Raw genomic sequence first — 13,286 nt, 5'->3', positions numbered from 1 at the left:
AATGCAAGTCATCCAGCGCCTCGGGCGTCGTAGGTCAGCATCTGCTGTATAGTCAGTGCATGCTGACTATTGCGAATCGACCGGACGTGATGCATCGGCTGGGCCGGGCACTGGCGGACCCGACGCGCTCACGCATCTTGTTGAACTTGCTACAGGGACCGAATTACCCCGCTGTCCTTGCGCGCGAGCTCGAGCTGACACGCTCGAACGTGTCGAACCATCTCGCCTGCTTGCGGGACTGCGGCATCGCCGTGGCCGAGCCCGAAGGCCGGCAGACGCGATACGAGATCGCCGACCCACACCTCGCCCAGGCACTGACCGCGCTGGTCGAGGTGACGTTGGCTGTCGACGAGCAAGCACCGTGCCTGGATCCGGAGTGCCCGGTCCCCGGCTGCTGCGAGTCGACCCGATGAGCGCAGAGACGCTCACCGAGGCACGACGAACCACCCTGCATCGCCGAGTGCGGTTCATCGTCGGCTTCACGATCACCTACAACCTCATTGAGGCGATCGTCGCGATCTGGGCGGGCTCGATGGCCTCCTCGGCCGCGCTGATCGGGTTCGGGCTCGATTCGATCGTCGAGGTGCTCTCCGCGGCCGCAGTCGCATGGCAGTTCACGCGCAAGGATCCGGAACGGTGGGAGAAGGCGACCGTCCGCGCGATCGGCATCGCGTTCTTCGCGCTCGCCGCGTACGTCATCATCGACGCGGTGCTCACGCTGACCGGGGTGGAAGAGGTCGATCACAGCCCGCTCGGCATCGGCATCGCCAGCCTCAGCCTGCTCGTCATGCCGGCACTGGCCTGGTTCGAGTTCCGCACCGGTCGCGAGCTCGGTTCGCGCAGCGTGCAGGCGGACGCCAAGCAATTGCTCCTGTGCATCTACCTGTCCGGCACGGTGCTCGTCGGCCTGTTGCTCAACCTGCTCTTCGGCTGGATGTGGGCAGATTCCGTGGCTGCACTCGTTGTCGCGGGACTCGCGATCCGCGAAGGCGTCGAGGCATGGCGCGGCGATGTCGAATCGCCCTTCGAGGTCCTGGGCGATCTCGAGGAGAAGGACCTCTAGATGCTCGCGACCATTGCCTCCGCGATCGGCATGTTCGCGGCAACCAACATCGACGACATCGTCATACTCACCGTGCTCTTCCTCGCATCGTCCCGCGGCGGGCCTCGACCCTGGCAGATCGTCCTCGGCCAATACCTGGGATTCGCAACCCTCGTTGCGATCAGCGTTGTCGCGGCACTCGGGCTCACGATCATCCCGGACGAGTGGGTCGGCTTCCTTGGCCTCCTCCCCCTGCTGATCGGTGTAATCGGACTCATCCGGGGACTGCGCGAGCGCGACGATGCAGATCCTGACGAGTCAACGATGAAGGGCCTCGGCCTGCTCGGCATCGCCGGGATCACCATCGCGAATGGGGCGGACAACATCAGCCTCTACACGCCGGTGTTCCGAACCATCTCGCCCGCAGACACCACGATCACCATCGTCGTGTTCCTCGCTCTGGTGAGCGTCTGGTGCCTCTTCGGTAAGGTCATCGGCACGCACAAGGCCGTCACCGAGACTCTCGAGCGCATCGAGCACTGGCTCGTGCCCGCCGTGTTCATCGGCCTCGGCCTGTTCATCCTGATCGAATCCGGCGTCGTCCCCCGCCTCTTCGAGGCACTGGCCTAATGTCGACGACTGGCAACAGCTCGCCAAGTCCCGCGGCAGCACCGGCAGTCGCCGCGGGAGGCGCCTCCCCGCCACACACGACACCTCGATTGTGGAGGGTGACCCTGCTCGGCTACCTCGCTGCGCTCGCCGCCGTGGCGATCGATCAACTCAGCAAGATCTGGGCAGAGGCGACCCTCGCTGTGGGCGAGCGTCATCCACTGCTGGGCGACATGCTCGCAACGCAACTCACCTATAACCCGGGTGCGGCACTCTCGCTCGGCGCCAGCGCGACACCGCTCATCACCGCCCTCGCAGCTGCGGGCACTCTATTCGCGGCTTGGCTCACCTGGAGAACCACGTCGCTACCCTGGGCGCTGAGCCTTGGCCTCATCCTCGGCGGTGGCCTCGGGAACGTCATCGACCGCCTGGTACGGCACCCCGGTCCCGGCCGAGGCCACGTGGTGGACTTCATCGCCTACGCCGATTGGTTCATCGGAAACGTCGCAGACGTGTTCGTGTTCGGCGGCCTGACGCTCTGCATCGCCCTCGCCTTCAAGGGCAAACCCATGCGGTCCTAATCCTCAGGACCTGGCTGTGCCGCGCTCGGCCGAGTCCGAGCGCGGCAGCTCACGACGTGAGTCGATATCCCCGATATCCAGTCAAGGTGGGCAGTACCCCCACTCGCACGTTGGTATCACTTCACGCCCACGACGCGCCCTGGCGGAAACTCGCGCCTGACCGGGCGTTTTCCGTGCGTGGTGAACTCTTAACGAGCGCTCACCGCTCATAGGTGATGCAGACAATGCACCAACCCGGCGTCCTGCGGCCCGGCCGGTGCGGCCCGGGTCGGGTCAGGCACAGCAGGAGGTGGGTAGTTCGTTGCGGAACAGCCCGGCGGCGATCCGCAGGCTCTCGGCCATGGTCAAGTAGGGAGCCCAGGTGTCGGCGAGGTCGTCGACGGTCATCTCGGCCTTGATCGCGTAAGTGGCGGCGAGCATGATCTCGCCCGCTCCGTCAGCGACCGCGTGGACGCCTAGGACCTTGCCGGTGCGTGCGTCGGCGACCAGTTTCAGCGCGCCGCGAGTGTCGCGGTTCACCAGTGCGCTCGGCACGTCCTCCAACGCCAAAGTGCGGCAGGCACACGGGTGGCCTTGCTCAAGCGCTTCTTTCTCAGTGAGCCCTGCCGAGGCCAACTGTGGGCGGGTGAACATCACCGCCGGCAGGCCGGTGTAGTCCACCGTCTCACGCTTTGCCCCACCGTCGCCGAGTGCGTTGACGGCAGCGACCCGTCCAGAGGCGGCGGCGACGTACACATACTGCGGAGTGCCCGCAACGTCGCCCGCTGCATACACCCGCGGGTTGGACGTGGCCTGGTGTTCGTCGATCACGACGAAGCCCCGGGCGTCGGTGTCGACGCCCGCTGCCGCGAGATCCAACGCGATGGTGTCGGAGTGCCTGCCGGTCGCCACCAACAGTCGCTCCGCAGTCACCTGGTTCCCGGACGCGGTGATCACTCTGACGCCGCCTTCCTCGGCGGTCTCGACACCGGTCGCGTGTTCGGCGATCACGGCGATACCGTCATCGGCGAACACACCGGCCATGACCTCGCGCAACTCCGGCTCTGCGCGCGACGCCAGGCGCCCGATCACAGTCACGCGAGCGCCGAGGTGCGCGAACAGCTGGGCCTGCTCCATCCCGACATAGCCGCCACCGATGATCACCAGCGACTCGGGCACCTCGGTCAGTTCCATCGCAGTCGTCGACGTCAAGTACTCCACATCCTCGATCCCGTCGATGCCGCGCACCGTGGGCTGCGAACCGGTCGCGATCACGTAGGACCGTGCCCGCAGCGGCTTCCCGTCGACCTCCACCGTGTCCTTGTCGGCGAAGCGAGCCTCACCTGAGATCAGCGGGAACCCCCACGCGTCAGCGACCTCGGTGTACTTGTGCTGCTTGAGTCGGTCGATCAACTCAGCTTTCTGCGCCACCAGGGCGTCCAGGTCCACGCCGTCCGCGGAGGTGGGAACGCCGTCGAACGGGTTGGTTAGCGCACTGTGCCGTGTCCCGGCAGCGGCCAGCAGGGTCTTGGACGGAATACAGCCGACGTTGACACAGGTCCCGCCCAGAGCGCCGCGCTCGATCAGTACGACCTCGGCGCCCGCCTTGCGGGCCGCGATACCTGCTGCCATCGCGGCTCCTCCCGACCCGATTACGGCCAGGTCAACGTCGTACTCCGCGCTCATCTCAAGCTCCTCCGGTTTGGTATTCGCCCATCCATCACCCACCATGGACCTTCCAGTGCAGTAGAAGGTCAAGTACCGAGAGCGGAGACCGCCATGCGAATCGGTGAACTCGCCGAGGCCACTGGCACGACCACCAAGACCCTGCGGTTCTACGAGGACAGCGGACTGCTGCCGCCCCCCGAACGGACCGTCAGCGGATACCGCGACTACGACCAGGATGCCATCGCCAGGCTGGATTTCATCCGGCGAGGGCGCGCCACCGGACTCACACTCGCTCAGGTCCGCGAGGTGCTCGATATTCGAGATGCCGGGACCGCCCCGTGCCACCACGTCAAGGAGCTCCTCGACATCCGCCTCACTGCCCTCGACCAGCAGATCGCCGACCTACAAGCGCTCCGCACCAACGTCGCCCACCTCCGAGACGACGCCGCACAAGCCAACCCCTCCGAATGCCAGTCCAAGGACGTATGCCGATACCTGTGAGCCCTTCGTGGCCATAAGGCCGCGGCGGTAGCGCATGACGACCGGTGCGGACTGCTCAAGGCGACTCTGTGCTCAGGTTCACGACCTGGGTTGATATCCCCGATATCCAGTCCCAGACGGGACGACGCGCTTGAACGCTCCCCTTCATGCGGTGACACGACCTGCCGATGCAGAGCAACAACTGCGTGCGGACACCACCTATGTAGAGGAGGTGATCCGACTCGCGGAAGACTTCTGCTGAGACCAGCGCTTGACCGCCTGGACGGACCGAGGATGACGCAGAACGTCGAGATCACTGCCCCCGCAGGTCGTCGAGCAGCTCGTCCATCGATTCGGCGGTGCGCAGCTCATGCTTCGGCAGCGCGGACAGATTCGGGCGGCCCGTCCTCTTGCTCGGGATGATTCGCGTCGACGACGCCGTCGGCTCGACCCTTGCGACAGGTCGGTTGTAGGAGGTGATCGTGTAGCTCTCCCCCGCTTCGACGTCGCGCAGCATCTGCATCGGGTTCTGTCGCAGCTCACGCACGGAGATCGTCTTCATGGGCAGAGTGTAGATCGGTGAGGTGCATCGTAGGTTGGGCGCCCTCAGCCCCGTTGCACCGCGCTCACATCGACGCAGACGACGCCCGTGTTGCCCTCCTGATCGGCGATCACGGTGAGCCCCGACTCATCGCCGCGATCGACGACCCGTCCACCGGCGGCGACCGCGGCATCGATCCGCTGCTGGGCGGTCTCGGGCGCCACGTACACCTCGACGTGGAATCGCTGGCCCGCTCCCCCGGCCTCACCGAACCACAGGTTGGGCACGCGACCCGACGCATCCCGGATCTCGTCGCTCGGTGAGCCGTGGCCCTGCGATGAGGCGTCGCCTGTGAGCAGCGCTGCCCACACCGGCGCGATCGTCGCGGAGCGCGCCGCGTCGAGGCCGAGCTCGATGACGCTCACCGAGCCCGGCTCCGACCGCAGCCGCCGCTCGCCCGCGATCGCCGTGATCCGCCGCGCGAGGTCGATGTCGAGCTGCGTGACCCACTCGACGATGTGCTCGGTGTCGCCGTCGCGGTAGACCGCGTCGTCGCTGGTCAGCTTGAGGTCGACGCAGCCAGGGGCCATCGAGACGCGCGGATGGTGACCGAGCTCGTCGCCCGCCTCGCCCACCGCCGCCAGGAACCTGACGCCGGCGCCGAAGTCGTCGATCAGGTAGCGGGCGTGCAGCCCCTGCGCGAGCTTGCGCCAGTCGGTCAGATCGGCCGCGGCGATCGCGCCGCCTCCCAGCATGTCCATGTTCCCGAACGCTATCGCCGAATCGACCGCCCCGCGAGGGCGCCGCTCCCCCTACGATCGACGGCATGGCGGCCGACGACTACGCGATCGAGCCGCTCAGCGTGGAGACGTGGGACGCGTTCGCCGCGATGGTCGACCGGCACAACGGCATCTTCGGCGGCTGCTGGTGCACGTACTTCCACCCCGAGTGCGCCGACCGGCAGCCCGGCGCCGAGGGCACAGGCTGATGAAGCGGCAGCTGGTCGAGGCCGGGCGTGCGCACGCGGCGCTCGTGATGGCCGGCGACGAGGCGATCGCCTGGGCGGAGTTCGGCACCCCGGAGGAGCTGCCGAACATCCACCACCGCAAGCAGTACGACGCCGAGGCCGACCTCGCCCCCGACTACCGCATCACGTGCATCTTCGTCGACAAGCGGCACCGTGGCGACGGCCTCGCCAAGGCCGCGCTGCAGGGCGCACTCGGCCTGATCGCCGCGCAGGGCGGCGGCGTCGTCGAGGGCTACCCGCACGAGATCGGCGCCAAGCGACCGAGCAACTCCTTCGTCTACAACGGCACTCGCACGATGTACGAGGAGGCCGGCTTCACGCACATCCGCCCGAAGGGGCTGAAGAACACCGTCATGCGGCGCACGGTCGAGCCCGCCTGAGCGCAAGGAGCGCCATGCCACTGCAGGAGATCGCCGACGGGGTGCTCGTCCACGAGAGCGCGTGCATCCAGAGCAACTGCGTCATCGTGCGCGGCGACGAGGGCGCGCTGCTGATCGACCCGGGCATCACGCGCGACGAGCTGGCCGGCATCGCGCGAGCGCTCGACGAGCGAGGCCTGCCGGTCGTCGCGGGCTTCGCCACCCATCCCGACTGGGATCACGTGCTCTGGCACCCCGCGCTCGGCGATGCACAGCGGTACGGCACGGCCGACTGCGCCGCGACCATCCGCGCGTTCGTCGGTCGCGACGGCTGGCGAGCCGAGCTGGCCGACTATCTACCGCCCGAGTTCGCCGACGACATCCCGATGGAGCTGCTCGGCGACATCACACCCCTCTCGCCCGGTGCCGCGCACATCCCGTGGGCCGGCCCGCGCATCCGCATCATCGAGCACCGCGCGCACGCCCCCGGCCACGCGGCATTGCTCATCGAGGACGCCGGCGTGCTCGTCGCCGGCGACATGCTCTCGGATGCGCTGATCCCCTTCCTCGACCTCGACGCCGCCCAGCCGCTCGACGACTACCTCGGCGCGCTCTCGCGCTTCGAGGAGATCGCGGATGCGGTGCGCACGATCGTGCCGGGCCACGGCTCGGTCGGTGACGGGCAGGCACTGCGCGATCGCATCGCGCTCGACACGGCGTACATCGAGGCGCTGCAGCGCGGCCGCGAGCCCGACGACCCGCGCATCGGCCCCGACGCGCCGCTCGACTGGATGGCGGACGTGCACCGGGCGCAGCTGCAGCGCCTGCGCGATCGCATCGAACCGCGATAGTCGGGTGCCTTCCGGCGCTGCCGGGGATCCTCGAGGCAGGAGGGACACCATGATCGCAGCGCTCAACCGGCTCGTCGAACTCATCGAGGAGGACCTCACCGAGGAGCTCGACGTCGCCAGCCTGACCGCGCGGCGTCGGTCCGGCGCCGGGCGGGTCGCCTCACTCGGCCATGCGCTCGCCGTCCGGTGAGAGCACCCACCACGCCTCGTTGACGCCCTGGCCGTTGACATCCCCGGCCGCCGCGTCACCCGCGAAGTAGTAGAGCGGCCAGCCGTTGAGCGTCACCTGGATGCCGCCGTCGATGCCGGTGATCGTGCTCACCTCGCCGGTCACACCCTCGACCTCCGGCGCGTCCGACTCGGTCGTCACCGCAGGCCAGTTCGCGGCGCACTCCCCTTCGCAGGTGCTCGCGTCGCCGCCCTGGGTGTCGTTGTCGAACATGTAGACCGTCATGCCCTCGCCGTCGACGACGATCTCGCCGAGCGAGGAGTCGGCCACCATCAACGCGGCCGCGGCGGCCGGCGCGTCAGAGGCGTCGGAGCCGCCATACGGGTCGCCGGCGCCCGAGTCGGTGGTCTCGGATGCCGGCGCCGCCGGTGGCGCTTCGGCGTCGTCCGCCGGGCTCGCGCAGCCGGCGAGTGCGACGACGAGCAGTCCGGCGGCCAGCGCCGCCGAGGTGATTCTCGAGCTCATGAGAGCGTCCCTTCATCGGGGCCGCGGATGCGGTCACTGGGGACACGAATCCGGGCGCACGGAGGTTCACCACGGCTCCGTCTGCGGCGCGCCTATCCCTCGTCGAGCTCTGCCCGCATGAGCACGTCGCCGCTCCCCTCGGCACGGATCTCGACGGCGGCGATGTCGGCGACGTCGAGCGCGGTCCCGGCGCTCAGCCGCGCGGTCGAGCCGGGCGCCGCGCGCCAGCTCGAGATCTGGCTGCCGGCCCCGTCTCGGTCCACGACCACCAGCACGTACGGCCGGCCGTCGACCGGCCCGCCGCTGCCCCGATAGCTGCACTCGAGCTCGATTCGCGTTCCCCAGCCGACCGGGTCCAGCTCGACGCTCGCGGTGAGCGGCAGGTCGCCGGCAGCCACCAGCTCCGCCGCTCGCACGTCGCCGCGCGACGAGACGGGAACCAGCAGTCCGCCGAGCGACACCACGAGGGCGACGACCAGCACCGCGGCGGCGGCGAGCATGCCTGCCCACCGTGTGCGACGCATCCGCCCCTCTCGCGCCGCGCGCTCGAGCAGCGCGTCGCGAGTCAGCATCGAGGAGGCCGACCGCTCCCCCGGTTCAGCCGCATCGTCGCGCTGCTCGTCCAGCATCGACTCGGCGCGACCGGGGTCGACGCGCGCGAGCAGCCCGAGCGTCGGGGCGATCTCGGCCACCGCGCGAGCGCAGCGCTCGCACCCCTCCAGGTGCTCCTCGAAGGCGCGGCGATCCGACGGGCTCAGGGCACCGATCACATATGCGGCGTCCCAGTCCGAGAAGTGCTCGTGGGCCTGGCTCATCGGGTCACCCCCGTCTCCTGCAGTGCGAGTCGCAGCGCGCGCAGCCCGTAGTGCAGCCGCGACTTCACCGTGCCCTCCGGGATCTCGAGCTCTGCGGCGATCTCGGCGATCTGCCGGCCGCCGAAGTAGGCGCGGATGATGACGCCGCGATGCTCCGCGCTCAGCTCGGCGAGCGCATCCTCGATCAGGATCGCCTCGAACAGCGCGTCGGTGGCGTCGGTCGTCGACCGCTCCGGCAGCTCCGCGACGATCACCTCGTGGCGCCGGCGCGCTGTGCGCGTCTCATCGATCACCAGATGCCGGGCGACGGTCAGCATCCACGCGCGTGCCGTCGCCGGCTCCGCCAGGATCTGCGGGCTGCGCCATGCGCGCAGCAGTGTCTCCTGCACCACGTCGTCGGCACCGGCGCGATCGCCCGTCAGGTGCACGACGTAGCGCCACACGGGCGCGGCGTGCGCGTCGTACAGCGCACCGAGCTGCTCCGCGTCCTCCGGCGGCATCGTCCACCTCCTCGAAGGTGACACGAGAGCGAGCGCCTCGCGGTTCATGGTGAACCTCGCGCCGTCGCGCCTCGTACTATCCAGTATGGATCTCCTGCTCGCCGGCAACGGCTTCGCGATCGCCGGCCTCCCCCTGCACCCGCTGATGGTGCATGCGGTGGTGATCCTCGTGCCGCTGACCGCGCTCGCGCTCGTGCTCGGCAGCCTGTGGCCCGCGGCGCAGCGCCGCCTCGGCATCGTGACGCCGCTCGCGGCCGCGCTGCTGGTCGTGCTCGTGCCGATCACCGTGTCCGCCGGTGAGGCGCTCGCCGACATCGTGGGTGAGACCCCGGCCGTCGAGACCCACGAGGACTACGCGGAGATGCTGCTGCCGTGGGTGATCGGGATGCTCGTGGTCGCGGCAGCGCAGTGGGCGTGGTTCCGCTGGGGCGGCAGGCGCGGGCCGGACGGCTCCTCCCGTCGGGCTCGACCGGTGACGATCGTGCTCGCCGCGCTGGCGCTCGTGGCCGCTGCGGGCGCCACGGTGACCGTCGTGCTGATCGGCGACTCAGGTGCCCGCGCCGTCTGGGGCGGCATCCTGGGGTGAGGCGGTCAGTCTCCGAACATCCATTCCGACGGATACCGCTCGCCCGGATAGCTCCATCCGTCGCGGACCAGCGAGTCCACCGAAGTCTCAGCCGCCGCCAGGGCGCGGCGCCGCACCAGTCCGTCGAGCTCCCTGCGGTGCAGCTCGTCCGACAGCGCCCGTCGGAGCTCGGGCGACTGCCGCACCGTGCTGTCGACGACCGCCTGCGCGATGCCGAGGAGATCCTCATCGTCGAGCGCGCCGATGCCGCGCTCGTGGCGCTCGGCCTTCTCCTCCCGACGCCGTTCCCAAGGCGAGACCGTCCGCTCCGCCATCGCGGCGAGCCAGTCGTAGTCCCCGTCCCGTTCGAGCTGGCGCAGCCGCGGCAGCACCAGCTCGGGAGACAGATGGCGCTCCGCCGCAGGCAGCATGCGGCGCAGCTGGCCGCGGAGCCCCTGCACGGTGCGCTCGAGCCTGACGGCGATCTCCTCCAGGCCGCAGCCCTCCCGGCACGCCTGCATGATGACGGCGAAGTCTCCCTCCTCCCACCGGCTCCCGTGCTTGGCGGGCACCCGGTCACTGGGCTGGTCGTGCTGGGCGTGGATGCTGTCGATCGCGGTCACGCGGTCAGTGTGCGGGAAGACGTGGGCGCACATCGGGCACCGCGACCCGCGCTGTGGAGAGCGCCGGCGGCGACCTAGGCGCGCGACGCCACTGCCACGCGCTGCGCGAGCTCGGTGCCGGGCGTGGCGAGGCGGTCGACCGCCTCGAAGATGATCCGCTGCATCTCGGACGCGGCGGCCGAAGCGCCGACGTCGGTGCGCCGGGCGAGGTTGACGGTGCGGGTGAGCTGGGGTCGCACAAGGCGCCGACTGTGCAATCCGGGCCGGTCGATCACCACCATCGCCGGCACCACCGCGACCCCGATCCCGCGCTCCACGAACCGCAGCACCGCATCCATCTCAGCGCCCTCGACGGCGATCGTCGGGGTGAGGCCTGCGGCCGCGAACGCGGCGTCGGTCGCCACGCGCAGGTCGTAGCTGCGGCTGAACGCGACCTGCGGGACGCTCGCCAGCTGCGCCAGTGTGAGCTCGCGCCGCCCGGCGCCGCTCCGCTCCCCGGCGCTCGCTGCCGACACGACGACCAGCTCCTCCGACAGCAGCGGGATCAGCTCGGTGGCAGGCGCTGCCGGCTGCGCGCTGCGCGTCACCACGAGCGCAAGGTCGAGCGCGCCCTCGTTCAGCGCATCCACCAGGAAGCGGGAACCGCCCTCGGTGATGTGCAGCTCGACACCCGGATGCGCGGCCCGGTACGCCGCGACCGCGTCGGCGACCAGCGACACGCAGAGCGTCGGTGGGGCGCCCAGCCGGACGCTGCCGCGTCGCAGGCCCGCGAGCTCGTCGAGCTGCTCGCGTGCGGTGCGCGCATCGCCGAGCATGCGCCGCGCGATCGGCAGCAGCACCTCCCCCGCCGCCGTCAACGTGACGCCGGAGGGCGCGCGCCGCAGCAGCTCGGTGCCGAGGTCGGATTCCAGCGCGCCGATCTGACGGCTGAGCGAGGGCTGGGCGACGAAGAGCTCATCGGCGGCACGGGTGAAGCTGCCGATGCGCGCCACGGCCTCGAATGAACGCAGGTGCTCGAGCTTCATCGCCATAGCGTACCGACATGACAGTCAGCCGATCAATGCATTGGACGCATGCGTTGTCGCTCCCTAGCGTGGAGGAATGACCGCACCACACGCATCCGAACGCCTCCTCTCCACCTCCGTCCTGGTGATCGGCACCGGCGGCGCGGGGCTGCGCGCCTCGATCGAGCTGGCGCAGCGCGGCGTGCAGGTGCTCGCGGTCGGCAAGCGCCGCAAGCACGACGCGCACACGACGCTCGCGGCGGGCGGCATCAACGCCGCGCTCGGCACCATCGACCCCCAGGACTCCTGGCAGCAGCACGCGGCCGACACGCTGCGCGAGTCGTACTTCCTCGCGGACCCGGCCATCGTCGAGACGGTGGCGCGCGGCGCGGCGCAGGGCATCGATGAGCTCGAGCGCTGGGGCATGCCGTTCGCCCGCGAGGACGACGGCCGCATCTCGCAGCGCTTCTTCGGCGCGCACACCTACCGCCGCACCGCCTACGCGGGCGACTACACCGGCCTGGAGCTGCAGCGCACGCTCATGCGGCGCGCGGCCGAGCTGCGGGTGGAGATCGTCGACACGATCTACATCACGCGCCTGCTGGTCGCAGACGGCACGATCTTCGGCGCCTACGGCTTCGACATCCTCGACGGCACGCCCGTGCAGATCCTGGCCGACGCCGTCATCCTGGCCGCGGGCGGCCATACCCGCATCTGGCGGCACACCTCCTCGCGCCGTGACGAGAACACGGGGGATGCGTTCCGGCTCGCAGCGCTGGCCGGTGCACGCATCCGCGACCCCGAGCTCGTACAGTTCCACCCCTCCGGCCTGCTGGAGCCCGACGACGCCGCCGGCACGCTCGTCTCGGAGGCCGCGCGCGGCGAGGGCGGGATCCTCACGAACGCCCTCGGCGAGCGCTACATGGAGCGCTACGACCCCGAGCGCATGGAGCTCTCGACGCGCGACCGGGTGGCGCTGGCCGGCTTCACCGAGATCGCCGAGGGCCGCGGCACAGACAAGGGCGGCGTCTACCTCGACGTCTCGCACCTGCCGCGCGAGCAGATCCTGCGCCAGCTGCCGCGCGTGTACCGCACCCTGATCGACCTGCAGATGCTGGACATCACCACGACCAAGATGGAGATCGCTCCGACCGCGCACTACTCGATGGGCGGCGTCTGGGTCGACCCCGAGCACCACGGCACCGGTGTCGACGGGCTGTACGCGATCGGTGAGGCCTCCTCCGGCCTGCACGGCGCGAACCGGCTGGGCGGCAACTCGCTCATCGAGCTGCTGGTCTACGGGCGCATCACCGGGCAGCACGCCGCCGACTATGCCGGCGCGCGCACCGACGTGCGCCGCGACCCGGCTGCCGTCGAGGCGGCGCGCGACGAGATGCGGTCGCTGATGCGCGAGCGCGGCACCGAATCCGCCCGCCGGCTGCAGCGCGAGGTGCGCAACCTCATGAGCGAGCACGCGGGGGTCGTCCGCACCGAGCGCGGGCTGCAGGAGGGGCTGCGCAAGCTGACGTCGCTCGAGGATCGCGCCGAGCGCGTGACGGCGCACCCCGACATCGCCGGCTTCGACGATCTGGCCCACGCCTACGACTTGCTCGGCTCACTGCTGGCAGCCCGCGCCACGCTCGAGAGCGCACTCGAGCGGCGGGAGACGCGCGGCGCCCACAACCGCGCCGACTTCCCGGAGACCGACCCGGCCATGCAAGGCAACTTCGTCTGGTCGCCCGCCGAGGGTGTCAGCTTCGAGCCCCTCTCGACCGCGCCCGACAGCTTCCGTCACCTGGCGGAGGCCGGCGCCGACGACTCCGTCGCCGGCAAGCTCGTCGAGTAGTCGGGCGGCGACCGGTGCTGGCGTCAACGGGCGACGCACACACCGCGGGTCTACACTCAGCCCCGACCTGCGGAGGAACAGCGCTCGGCGACTGCCGAGCCA

The 13,286-nt window shown here is 70.0% G+C and carries 19 protein-coding genes; 11 read left to right on the top strand and 8 right to left on the bottom strand.

Annotated elements, in window-relative coordinates; translation table 11 throughout:
- The first annotated feature begins 59 nt into the window (after positions 1–59).
- The 4 genes from cmtR (at position 60) to BM288_RS12685 (ending at position 2,232) form a co-directional block, all read left to right on the top strand.
- Entirely contained in the window at positions 60–413 is a 354-nt protein-coding gene (gene cmtR / locus BM288_RS12700; protein WP_092919351.1) for a Cd(II)/Pb(II)-sensing metalloregulatory transcriptional regulator CmtR, read from the top strand.
- Positions 410–1,063: a cation efflux transmembrane domain-containing protein gene (locus BM288_RS12695; RefSeq protein ID WP_092919808.1), complete on the top strand. Its 654-nt coding sequence runs from the start codon at positions 410–412 to the stop codon at positions 1,061–1,063. Before cmtR ends, BM288_RS12695 begins: the two co-directional genes overlap by 4 nt.
- Positions 1,064–1,672 carry a cadmium resistance transporter gene (locus BM288_RS12690; RefSeq protein ID WP_092919349.1) on the top strand — a complete coding sequence of 203 codons (609 nt, stop codon included), beginning with the start codon at positions 1,064–1,066 and terminating at the stop codon, positions 1,670–1,672. It abuts the gene before it with no gap.
- Positions 1,673–1,770: 98 nt separating this feature from the next.
- Positions 1,771–2,232 carry a signal peptidase II gene (locus BM288_RS12685; RefSeq protein ID WP_177220388.1) on the top strand — a complete coding sequence of 154 codons (462 nt, stop codon included), beginning with the start codon at positions 1,771–1,773 and terminating at the stop codon, positions 2,230–2,232.
- Positions 2,233–2,505: 273 nt separating this feature from the next.
- Here the strand turns inward: BM288_RS12685 and merA are convergent, their stop codons facing one another.
- The gene (gene merA / locus BM288_RS12680) at positions 2,506–3,897 is read right to left on the bottom strand and encodes a mercury(II) reductase (RefSeq protein WP_092919345.1); all 1,392 of its coding nucleotides are present in this window, start codon (positions 3,895–3,897) and stop codon (positions 2,506–2,508) included.
- 93 nt (positions 3,898–3,990) lie between these two features.
- Here merA and BM288_RS12675 point away from each other — a divergent pair, with 93 nt between their 5' ends.
- Entirely contained in the window at positions 3,991–4,380 is a 390-nt protein-coding gene (locus BM288_RS12675; RefSeq protein ID WP_092919343.1) for a heavy metal-responsive transcriptional regulator, read from the top strand.
- A 292-nt stretch (positions 4,381–4,672) separates the two neighbouring features.
- Here BM288_RS12675 and BM288_RS12670 read toward each other — a convergent pair whose 3' ends face one another.
- The gene (locus tag BM288_RS12670; protein WP_092919341.1) at positions 4,673–4,921 is read right to left on the bottom strand and encodes a type II toxin-antitoxin system Phd/YefM family antitoxin; all 249 of its coding nucleotides are present in this window, start codon (positions 4,919–4,921) and stop codon (positions 4,673–4,675) included.
- A gap of 44 nt (positions 4,922–4,965) precedes the next feature.
- Positions 4,966–5,661, bottom strand: a complete 696-nt coding sequence (locus BM288_RS12665) for a VOC family protein (RefSeq protein WP_092919339.1) — start codon at positions 5,659–5,661, stop codon at positions 4,966–4,968.
- 65 nt (positions 5,662–5,726) lie between these two features.
- Here BM288_RS12665 and BM288_RS14700 point away from each other — a divergent pair, with 65 nt between their 5' ends.
- The 4 genes from BM288_RS14700 to BM288_RS14510 are packed head-to-tail and all read left to right on the top strand — an operon-like array spanning position 5,727 to position 7,327.
- Positions 5,727–5,888, top strand: a complete 162-nt coding sequence (locus BM288_RS14700) for a hypothetical protein (RefSeq protein WP_318255559.1) — start codon at positions 5,727–5,729, stop codon at positions 5,886–5,888.
- On the top strand, positions 5,888–6,307 hold the full coding sequence (locus BM288_RS12660; RefSeq protein ID WP_318255558.1) for a GNAT family N-acetyltransferase: 420 nt from the start codon (positions 5,888–5,890) through the stop codon (positions 6,305–6,307). The genes BM288_RS14700 and BM288_RS12660 overlap by 1 nt, the downstream gene beginning before the upstream one ends.
- A gap of 14 nt (positions 6,308–6,321) precedes the next feature.
- Entirely contained in the window at positions 6,322–7,137 is an 816-nt protein-coding gene (locus BM288_RS12655; protein WP_092919337.1) for an MBL fold metallo-hydrolase, read from the top strand.
- 49 nt (positions 7,138–7,186) lie between these two features.
- Complete coding sequence (locus BM288_RS14510; protein WP_177220387.1) at positions 7,187–7,327, top strand: hypothetical protein; 141 nt, start codon at positions 7,187–7,189, stop codon at positions 7,325–7,327.
- Here BM288_RS14510 and BM288_RS12650 read toward each other — a convergent pair.
- From BM288_RS12650 to BM288_RS12640, 3 genes are all read right to left on the bottom strand, one after another.
- Positions 7,298–7,831, bottom strand: a complete 534-nt coding sequence (locus tag BM288_RS12650) for a COG4315 family predicted lipoprotein (protein ID WP_092919335.1) — start codon at positions 7,829–7,831, stop codon at positions 7,298–7,300. The genes BM288_RS14510 and BM288_RS12650 overlap by 30 nt on opposite strands.
- Before the next feature lie 92 nt (positions 7,832–7,923).
- Positions 7,924–8,646, bottom strand: coding sequence for a zf-HC2 domain-containing protein (locus BM288_RS12645; RefSeq protein ID WP_092919333.1), 723 nt, complete (start codon positions 8,644–8,646; stop codon positions 7,924–7,926).
- Positions 8,643–9,146 (bottom strand): sigma-70 family RNA polymerase sigma factor, encoded by a 504-nt coding sequence (locus BM288_RS12640; protein ID WP_092919331.1) that lies wholly within the window; start codon positions 9,144–9,146, stop codon positions 8,643–8,645. The genes BM288_RS12645 and BM288_RS12640 overlap by 4 nt, the downstream gene beginning before the upstream one ends.
- An 85-nt stretch (positions 9,147–9,231) precedes the next feature.
- Between BM288_RS12640 and BM288_RS12635 the strand changes: the two genes are divergently transcribed.
- A complete protein-coding gene (locus BM288_RS12635; RefSeq protein ID WP_092919329.1) occupies positions 9,232–9,732 on the top strand; it encodes a DUF2231 domain-containing protein in 501 nt (166 codons plus the stop codon).
- Positions 9,733–9,737: 5 nt separating this feature from the next.
- On the opposite strand, the gene BM288_RS12630 is transcribed toward BM288_RS12635, so the two are convergent.
- Together BM288_RS12630 and BM288_RS12625 are read right to left on the bottom strand one after the other, a co-directional pair.
- Complete coding sequence (locus BM288_RS12630; RefSeq protein WP_092919327.1) at positions 9,738–10,334, bottom strand: hypothetical protein; 597 nt, start codon at positions 10,332–10,334, stop codon at positions 9,738–9,740.
- Positions 10,335–10,408: 74 nt separating this feature from the next.
- A complete protein-coding gene (locus BM288_RS12625; protein ID WP_092919325.1) occupies positions 10,409–11,365 on the bottom strand; it encodes a LysR family transcriptional regulator in 957 nt (318 codons plus the stop codon).
- A gap of 70 nt (positions 11,366–11,435) precedes the next feature.
- Here BM288_RS12625 and BM288_RS12620 point away from each other — a divergent pair, with 70 nt between their 5' ends.
- A complete protein-coding gene (locus BM288_RS12620; protein WP_092919323.1) occupies positions 11,436–13,184 on the top strand; it encodes an FAD-binding protein in 1,749 nt (582 codons plus the stop codon).
- Positions 13,185–13,286 lie beyond the last annotated feature (102 nt).

This window comes from Agrococcus baldri, assembly GCA_900114805.1.
GTDB classification, from domain to species: Bacteria; Actinomycetota; Actinomycetes; order Actinomycetales; family Microbacteriaceae; genus Agrococcus; species Agrococcus baldri.
Note: the sequence above shows the minus strand (reverse complement) of the source record. Positions and strands in the feature narration are given on the sequence as shown.

Excerpts from the sequence above, each read along its gene's own strand:
- cmtR (WP_092919351.1), top strand. The coding sequence starts at position 60 with ATGCTGACTATTGCGAATCGACCGGACGTGATGCATCGGCTGGGCCGG.
- BM288_RS12695 (WP_092919808.1), top strand. The coding sequence starts at position 410 with ATGAGCGCAGAGACGCTCACCGAGGCACGACGAACCACCCTGCATCGC.
- BM288_RS12690 (WP_092919349.1), top strand. The coding sequence starts at position 1,064 with ATGCTCGCGACCATTGCCTCCGCGATCGGCATGTTCGCGGCAACCAAC.
- merA (WP_092919345.1), bottom strand. The coding sequence starts at position 3,897 with ATGAGCGCGGAGTACGACGTTGACCTGGCCGTAATCGGGTCGGGAGGA.
- BM288_RS12675 (WP_092919343.1), top strand. The coding sequence starts at position 3,991 with ATGCGAATCGGTGAACTCGCCGAGGCCACTGGCACGACCACCAAGACC.
- BM288_RS12670 (WP_092919341.1), bottom strand. The coding sequence starts at position 4,921 with ATGAAGACGATCTCCGTGCGTGAGCTGCGACAGAACCCGATGCAGATG.
- BM288_RS12665 (WP_092919339.1), bottom strand. The coding sequence starts at position 5,661 with ATGGACATGCTGGGAGGCGGCGCGATCGCCGCGGCCGATCTGACCGAC.
- BM288_RS14700 (WP_318255559.1), top strand. The coding sequence starts at position 5,727 with ATGGCGGCCGACGACTACGCGATCGAGCCGCTCAGCGTGGAGACGTGG.
- BM288_RS12660 (WP_318255558.1), top strand. The coding sequence starts at position 5,888 with ATGAAGCGGCAGCTGGTCGAGGCCGGGCGTGCGCACGCGGCGCTCGTG.
- BM288_RS12655 (WP_092919337.1), top strand. The coding sequence starts at position 6,322 with ATGCCACTGCAGGAGATCGCCGACGGGGTGCTCGTCCACGAGAGCGCG.
- BM288_RS14510 (WP_177220387.1), top strand. The coding sequence starts at position 7,187 with ATGATCGCAGCGCTCAACCGGCTCGTCGAACTCATCGAGGAGGACCTC.
- BM288_RS12650 (WP_092919335.1), bottom strand. The coding sequence starts at position 7,831 with ATGAGCTCGAGAATCACCTCGGCGGCGCTGGCCGCCGGACTGCTCGTC.
- BM288_RS12645 (WP_092919333.1), bottom strand. The coding sequence starts at position 8,646 with ATGAGCCAGGCCCACGAGCACTTCTCGGACTGGGACGCCGCATATGTG.
- BM288_RS12640 (WP_092919331.1), bottom strand. The coding sequence starts at position 9,146 with ATGCCGCCGGAGGACGCGGAGCAGCTCGGTGCGCTGTACGACGCGCAC.
- BM288_RS12635 (WP_092919329.1), top strand. The coding sequence starts at position 9,232 with ATGGATCTCCTGCTCGCCGGCAACGGCTTCGCGATCGCCGGCCTCCCC.
- BM288_RS12625 (WP_092919325.1), bottom strand. The coding sequence starts at position 11,365 with ATGGCGATGAAGCTCGAGCACCTGCGTTCATTCGAGGCCGTGGCGCGC.
- BM288_RS12620 (WP_092919323.1), top strand. The coding sequence starts at position 11,436 with ATGACCGCACCACACGCATCCGAACGCCTCCTCTCCACCTCCGTCCTG.